Source organism: Bacteroides sp. HPS0048 (assembly GCF_964240755.1).
Lineage (GTDB): Bacteria > Bacteroidota > Bacteroidia > Bacteroidales > Bacteroidaceae > Bacteroides > Bacteroides nordii.
In genome coordinates this window covers 1-6346 of the sequence record NZ_CAXSVC010000063.1, presented here as the reverse complement: position 1 = coordinate 6346, position 6346 = coordinate 1, and the positions used below count along the sequence as shown (strand labels likewise).

General features: G+C 37.3%; 8 protein-coding genes. 1 reads left to right on the top strand and 7 read right to left on the bottom strand.

The features are described from left to right. Positions 1-190 precede the first annotated feature (190 nt). From creD to ACESQI_RS23890, 6 genes are all read right to left on the bottom strand, one after another. Positions 191-1543, bottom strand: coding sequence for a cell envelope integrity protein CreD (gene creD, locus ACESQI_RS23915; RefSeq protein ID WP_025868301.1), 1353 nt, complete (start codon positions 1541-1543; stop codon positions 191-193). 143 nt (positions 1544-1686) lie between these two features. Then, positions 1687-1983: a transcriptional regulator gene (locus ACESQI_RS23910; RefSeq protein WP_002558440.1), complete on the bottom strand. Its 297-nt coding sequence runs from the start codon at positions 1981-1983 to the stop codon at positions 1687-1689. A gap of 3 nt (positions 1984-1986) precedes the next feature. Continuing rightward, complete coding sequence (locus ACESQI_RS23905) at positions 1987-2571, bottom strand: hypothetical protein (protein ID WP_007483031.1); 585 nt, start codon at positions 2569-2571, stop codon at positions 1987-1989. Between the two features lie 205 nt (positions 2572-2776). Next, on the bottom strand, positions 2777-3634 hold the full coding sequence (locus tag ACESQI_RS23900) for a hypothetical protein (RefSeq protein ID WP_195351246.1): 858 nt from the start codon (positions 3632-3634) through the stop codon (positions 2777-2779). Then, entirely contained in the window at positions 3594-4439 is an 846-nt protein-coding gene (locus ACESQI_RS23895; protein WP_195351248.1) for a hypothetical protein, read from the bottom strand. Before ACESQI_RS23895 ends, ACESQI_RS23900 begins: the two co-directional genes overlap by 41 nt. 31 nt (positions 4440-4470) lie before the next feature. Next, on the bottom strand, positions 4471-5187 hold the full coding sequence (locus tag ACESQI_RS23890; protein ID WP_155921496.1) for a hypothetical protein: 717 nt from the start codon (positions 5185-5187) through the stop codon (positions 4471-4473). Between the two features lie 416 nt (positions 5188-5603). On the opposite strand from ACESQI_RS23890, the gene ACESQI_RS23885 reads away from it, so the two are divergent. Then, on the top strand, positions 5604-6095 hold the full coding sequence (locus tag ACESQI_RS23885) for a DUF3836 domain-containing protein (RefSeq protein ID WP_122201495.1): 492 nt from the start codon (positions 5604-5606) through the stop codon (positions 6093-6095). Between the two features lie 85 nt (positions 6096-6180). On the opposite strand, the gene ACESQI_RS23880 is transcribed toward ACESQI_RS23885, so the two are convergent. After that, positions 6181-6346: DUF3836 domain-containing protein (locus ACESQI_RS23880; RefSeq protein ID WP_373127355.1), on the bottom strand; the 166-nt coding region annotated here is incomplete at its 5' end.

Below are 6346 nucleotides of genomic sequence, written 5' to 3'. Positions count from 1 at the left end.
AAGGGCAGGATTAGAGTTGCTAAGAATTAAGATGGTGATGGAACATGTCTTTTTCAACTAAATTGAAGAAGAACCACTTTTATATAGCAAAAGTACGTACTCTTAGTATATAAAAGTACGTACTCTTGTCAGTACAAAAATTATAGTTAAGGAATACTGTTAATAATGTTAATGATCAGAGTCCGGTTGTTCACTCATTAAACCAGTCAATCTTCTTTGAAAAATACATTACGGAGGCAAGTATTACAAACAATCCCAAACTTCCGGCAAGCAAAGCAAAAGTCTCTAACTGGATAAGAATAAATATGTAAATGTACAGTACACTTAATAGTCCCGACATAATAAATGCCGGTTTCTTCTTTTTAATGATACCCAGCATATAACCTCCTACCAGACCGATTGTCAATACTGCCGAAATCAGATAAGCCATATTGAACCCTACATGTTCGGATATAGATAACAATAAGCTATAGAATAAACAAAGCGCCAATCCCACCAACAGGTATTGCAACACATGGATACGTGTCTTTTCCATCATCTCCGTAAAGAATATCACTGCAAACGTCAGTAGTATGATGAGAATAGCATATTTGGCAGAACGCATCGATTGTTGATATTGCTCGACGGGAACTTTCAGATTTACTCCGAAATTAGAATTTTCGATATCCTTAACACCCGCATTACGATAATCAATTATCACCTGAGAATAATTCCGGTTCAGATTCAACACCTGCCAGTGTGCAGAAAAACCTTCCTCAGTTACTTCTCTGCTATCTGGCAGATAATTACCGGTAAAACTTGGTGTACTCCAATTGGCTTTCAGATTTACCTTCGTTGTTTTCCCCAGTGGAGCAAAATTAATAGATTGCGAACCTTTCAGTTTAATCTTCATTTCATAGGGCAGTTTTTTATTCTCTTTCAAAGCAGAAAGATCCACCACAGCATGTACACCCACATTCTTAACTCCCCTGCCATCCATACCCGGTTCAAAGATGTAGACAGAATCGTTCAAAGTAATGCTGATCTGTTCACTGATTCCCCGCATATCGGTGAGATTGAAACAGACAGCCGCTTTCCGGAGATAAAGTACATCTATATCTACTCCGCTTTTACGAAGTTCTTCCGCACTGAAGGAACCTTTAAAAACTAACTCCGACTGATATACATTCACCTCATAAATTCCCCTTTTAAGAATTTCTGTACGAAGCTGCCCATCAATAAAAAGCTCATCAGGAAGCAATATTATATTTCCATTGCTGATCTTCTGCTTTCCATTGTCTTCAGAGACAATCGGATATTGCAGATTAATATATGGGCCTGTAACAGTCTGTGCCAGACTCCACTTCTGGCTAACCTCGTCGATGGCATCTACCTGCGTCTGCCCACGCTCGGTAATCATACTTTCGATCATAACCATTGGTATCAGCAAAAGAAGAACCAATGCAGCAATAACCAGTACTTTAACAGTTTTGGAAAAACTCCGGGAGCTACTTGTATGCACCGGTTTTTCCACTTTGTTCAAATTTTCATTAAAATCGTCCATAGTAGAATAGTGTTTAGTAAATAATTAAGAAACTTTTTTTTGAATTCTATAAAATGCAAAATAGTTTCTAAGTCTAGTTTAGTTTTTGTATAATACTCCTTTTTTCTCCAAAAAGAAAAAACAAGTTGTGTAACGCCAAGCGTTCAGGTTGATTTCAATAAACTTTCCAATGCAGCAATGTGCTCTTTAAAAGCTTCCTTCCCCGGAGGTGTGGCCTGGAAAGAAGTTTTTGTTTTCCTACCCACAAAGGCTTTTTTACAGACAATATAGCCAAGTTCTTCCAGCGCACGGGTATGACTCGCCAAATTGCCGTCCGTCAGTGAAAGTAATTCTTTCAACGTATTAAAGTCAGACTCCTCATTGACCATCAAGACCGCCATAATACCTAACCGGACTTTGCTTTCAAACGCCTTATTTATATTCTGAAATCCTTCTAACATCAACTACTTGCTCCTTTCATATTGCAAATAAAACAATATACCGTACAATATATGAAGTCCTCCAAACCCAATGGTCCAGAACATGAGTGCATAACCCTCGAAAAAGCAGTCTACAACTCCTAAAAGAAGAAACCCATATCCCAGCCAGGCTACATTGGAATAAGTAAATTTAGAGACGTTGACCAGAGAAAGCCCGTAAAACAGTAACATGACCGAAGAAATCACTCCATAATTCTCATGCAACAGCAAAGCGATACAAAACAGTCCCCCTACAAGCAAGGGAAGCGAAAAGTTCCATAAAGTCCGGTATGTCAGTTTACTAAAAATCTTCTGTCCGGTTTTTCTCGCCTTATAGCAAGACAGTATACAAGCCGTAATAACCGAAGCTATCAGCACCAACGAAGCTACCAGTATCATCTCTGCCAGAGAAGCTTCCGATTTAAAGACCCGGGCGACTACATAAGCGCCAACCAATGAATAAGTACCAGCCATAACAGCTGTCATACCACTGAGAGATACAAATCTGGAGGACTTTTCCATCAACTCCTTTATCTCATTTACTGATTCTAATGCTTTATCTTTATTCATATAAAAAGTACTTTGCGCTACAAAGTAAAATAGAAATTATCAGAATACAAAGAAAATATCAGAAAAAAATATAAATAGTGACTTTTATCAGGGTCTAACTACACATCTGCCTTCTTATTAACCTTACAGATTTATTCACTGAATCAGGAATATACAATCTCCATAACGTTTCTAGAGATGTGGAATGAATTAAAAGTTTAAACCATTATTTATCTACATGAGGGTAATATTTCCCTTTTGCTGATTCTAATAATGTAGGATTCCATTTCACATCAGGAATAAAGGTCTGATTATTTACTACAGTACTCTGTACGCCATTTATATTTGTTTCAAGGGTTAAGGTAACAACCACTATAAAATGCGAAGTCAGATCAAATGTTCTATTAAAACCAAGCGATCCTCCCCCCAACGGAGCATCGGGAAGGTAAACTGCATAAGGGGCCGGAGTTCCATACGGAGGCAAAAGCTCTCCCGCAAAATTCTTATACATAATAGGTACTCTGCAAGATGATGTTATAGAATAAATATTTTTGTATAAATTATATGGAGAACTTATTTCAAATTCAAAATTATTTCCTAAGTCATTTCCCAATGCATGCCATACCGATACACCACTATCCTGATACACATCATAATTAAATTTATAACTTGTCACATATGGTAATAGTTCCGGATTGATAACTGTTTGTATATCAGCCCCATTCAAACCTTCTAACTCGTATATATATGAAAACTCATTTGGTTCATCTTTCTCTTCATAGGTAGCTAATGGATGCAGATAAATAACAGGTTTTTTCACTGCTCCCCATGCGCCCAATGTCCCTACATTCTCTTTTGATATGGAGAAAGAGATCGGAGCCAACATTCCCGATTGCATACTGGTTATATTACCTTTCAATTTGACAGTTCCATTTGTCTTTAACTGAACCTGCTGAGTTGTTTCTTTAGCAGAATTAAAACCTCCTATGAAAGAACCTAATAGTTTGCTTACTCCTGTTTTTACAATACCTTTTACTCCACCTTCAAGAAGTGAACCGTTTTTTTTTAAAAGCTCCGTCGGCAACCTGCTTCGCTACCCATTTCTCTGCCGCGCTTCCTCCCATTTTGGCAACACCTTCTACCGCTCCGCTCAATGGATTGGAATTTGTGATAGATATAATCAACCCACTCGTTTCTGATTCGAAATCACCTTCTAAAGTTATATTCGCAGTTGTCATAGATTCCGGAATAAACTGTAAACTTCCCGTCAAAAAATCAGGATCATAGGCTAACTCAAATTGAAAACAATTCCAGCCGACAGAATATCCCTTTGCAGAGTTGTTAGTAATGTTGCCGAGATAAAGATCGGACGGACTATCTTTTGTTGCGTCTCCCGCATAATCAGAAGCAAATGCCAATAAGGATTGAGGAGATTCAAAATGTATTTTCCAGATTGCCGTATTCTGAAGCTGCGCTACACTTTGTTCCAAATAGTAAAAAGCCTTCAATATTCCTGTAAATTTATTATGGAAAATAAGATAGTTTAATCCCCGTTCGCCATGGCCATTTACAGTATGAACAATCAAATCCCAACCATCCGTAACTTTAATGTCTTTACGAATTTCCTCCGGAATATCTGATGAACTAATCTCCGCCCAAGGAGGAGCTACTGATACTCCGGAAGCTAAAATAACAGTTTTCCAATTTTCCCAATCTGAAGCCATCGATTCGCTTCTTGTCATATTACCCAAATTGTTTTTCCTCGGATACGCAATTAATCCCGGTTCTTCTATCGGGCCCACAGGTGTTTCCAACAAAGAATCTTCGACACTACTACATGCACTAATCACAAAAGTAAATAATGCTATTCCAAACAGTTTTTTAATCATAAGTATTCATTTTTAGTTCTACAATTTTTATTTATTCAATGTATCCGTAGCCTTCTTGTTGAGTGCCAACTAACCATTTATAATCTTTCCATCTTTCAGTATTCCGTACATTCTCAGGTACTTTGCCTGACAATCTATTGAATTGTACGCTTGGGATATTATATTTGGCATCCAACCAACAATCCCATGGCAACACGGTTAAATCATTGTAATTCAAAGTAACTCCTCTATTTGGATTTTCTAAAAGAGTCAGTGGAACAGTGCCATAGAAGTGGTTATGGCTTAAATCTATCAACATAAGACCGGAAAGCTGCCCCAATTCCACAGGTATCTCTCCCGTCATACCGTTATTAATCAAATATAAACGCTTCAGTCTCTTAACTTCTCCTATTTCTTTGGGTATTTCACCTCCCAACGCTGTGGCAGTAACACTCAGAATCTCTAATTTCGTGAGGTTTGCAATAGTAGCTGGCAATCCTCCTACAATATTTCCATTCAAATATAAGATGCGTAGTTCTGCCAGCTGTCCGATGGTAGCTGGCAGACTTCCAACAGCAGAAGGAGAAATCTGAATATTTACGATACGATATTCCCCATTTATTTCTTCCGTCTTAACATCAGTCCAGGTATTATAATCACCTCGGTCCCAGGTTTTTCCCCAGTAGACTCCTCCTCCGGTTTTATCGTACACATCCAGCATTACCAGACTATCCGTTTTATTTAATAATATACGCGGTTCAACTTTCATCGGCTCCTCTTCCTTTGAGCAACTACTGAATATACATATAATCCCAAAGAACATGCATAAAAAATAAAAATGTTTCATTGTTATAATTTTAATTCGAATATTTCTGATTTACATACAAAAAAAAGACCAAAAATATAAAAAACAGATTGATAGCAATTTAGATTAACGCCAATGAATAAGAATGTAGAATTAATCCACAAAACCGGGGAGTATTTACACAAGATTAATTGGAGAATAATCCTTCAATACAATTTATCAAGAATAGGCAAATTTCTATGCTTTTTCCTCATTAACCCCACCGGATATTTATTAACGTAAAGATAACGTTGCAATAACATACTATGATTAAGCCACCCTCTATCTTTGCAACATCGAAAGAAACAAATAAAAGTATAAACCCATAAAACAGTAATAGTATGAAAACTTTAGTATTATCAGTAGTAATTGCAATGACATTCGTATTGAATACAGTAAGTGGCAACAATCTCCCCGAATTTGCTTACAACACCACAACAAACGGAGAACAAGTGGAAAGTCAGACCGTATATACAGTAGAAAACGGTAAATACCTGCATCCGCATCTGAAATATAACTATACGTATAATGCTGATGGAAGCGTTTCGAAAAAAGAAGTATTGAAATGGAGTGAGATTATGCAGGTATTTGAAAAGCAATACTGCCTGAATTTCACACATGACCCTCAGGAGAATAGTATCGAATACGCAGCATGGGATGCTAAGACGGATTCTTACTCAGATATAAAATCGAAAGCTGTCTATCAGACCAGAGATTCCGGACAGATACTCAACTACCAGAGCTACGAATGGAATAAAAAAGAAAACAACTGGAATCTGGCTACCGAACATACGATCCTGAATGGAAATGACGGTTTGTTTGCTAACAAATAATCTCTCTTTACAATAACTCTGACAAAAGCAACAGGGCTGCAAGACTTTACATCTCGCAGCCCTGCCATTTTAATACCTGCTGATCTTATTTTGTACTGGCCAGAAGGCGAACAATATTGTCATGATTCAGTGCATAAGTACTCTTTTCCATATTCTTATCGAAAGTACGACTTTCGGCATTCCAAAGAGCATAATTCATTTCAACCTCATTGGTATTGTAAGTGATATCAAGTTTGAAATAAGGAGTCCAA